Raw genomic sequence first — 842 nt, 5'->3', positions numbered from 1 at the left:
TCGCCGATCATCACCAGCCGCCCGCGCGACCACAGCCCCATCGGGTCGCGGTTCCAGAACGGCCACTTGGTCACCTCGCCGGTGGCGTCGATCAGCGCCTGAACCATCGGATGCGAACCGCCGAAGATCGCCTCCATCTCCTCGCGCGAACTGTCGACGAAGCTGGTCTCGTGCTCCCAGGAATCCACAGGAACGCCAGTGACATAGTAGTATTCCGAGGCGTCGTTCTTGGTCGCGTAGGCCATGATGTGGCGCGACTGCTCCCACCACCATTTGACGCAGAGCTCGTGCTCCAGCCCCGAGGCGCGGAGCTTCTCCATGTCGACCAGCGCGCGGTGCCCGACCCAGCCGGAGAAGCGCGGCTTCTCGACGCCGAGCAGCGTCTCGCGGATCATCGAATTGATGCCGTCGGCGCCGATGACCAGCTTGGCGGCGACCTGGCGGCCGTTCTCGAAGGTGAGCAGCACGTCGCTGCCGCGTTCCTCGATGGCGGTCAGGCGGTGGCCGAAATGCACGCGGGAGGCGTCGAGCGCCTCGATCTGGACGGCATGCATGTCGCCGCGATGGATGGTGATGTAGGGCGCGCCATATTCCTTCAGCGCATAGTCGCCGAGCGGGATTTCCGAGAGATATTCGCCGGTTATCCCGTCTCTGGAGAACCAGTGCGTGGGGTGGGAGCCGATTTTGGCAAGGGTGTCTTCGAGGCCGAGCTTGCGGAAGATCTTCATGACGTTCGGGCCGATATGGATGCCCGCGCCGAGCCGGGTGAATTCGGGGGCCTGCTCGAAGCTATGGACGGAGAAGCCCGCCTCCGTCATGAGCGCCGCCGCCGCCGCCCCGCC

General features: G+C 65.4%; 1 protein-coding gene. It reads right to left on the bottom strand.

The genetic code is table 11. The features are described from left to right. The coding region (locus tag HCC78_RS32820) for an FAD-dependent monooxygenase (RefSeq protein WP_172332855.1) at positions 1-842 on the bottom strand (842 nt) is incomplete at both ends.

It is taken from the genome of Mangrovicoccus sp. HB161399 (assembly GCF_013184745.1).
Lineage (GTDB): Bacteria > Pseudomonadota > Alphaproteobacteria > Rhodobacterales > Rhodobacteraceae > Mangrovicoccus.
The sequence above is the reverse complement of the archived record's forward strand: the minus strand, read 5'-3'. Positions and strand labels throughout refer to the sequence as shown.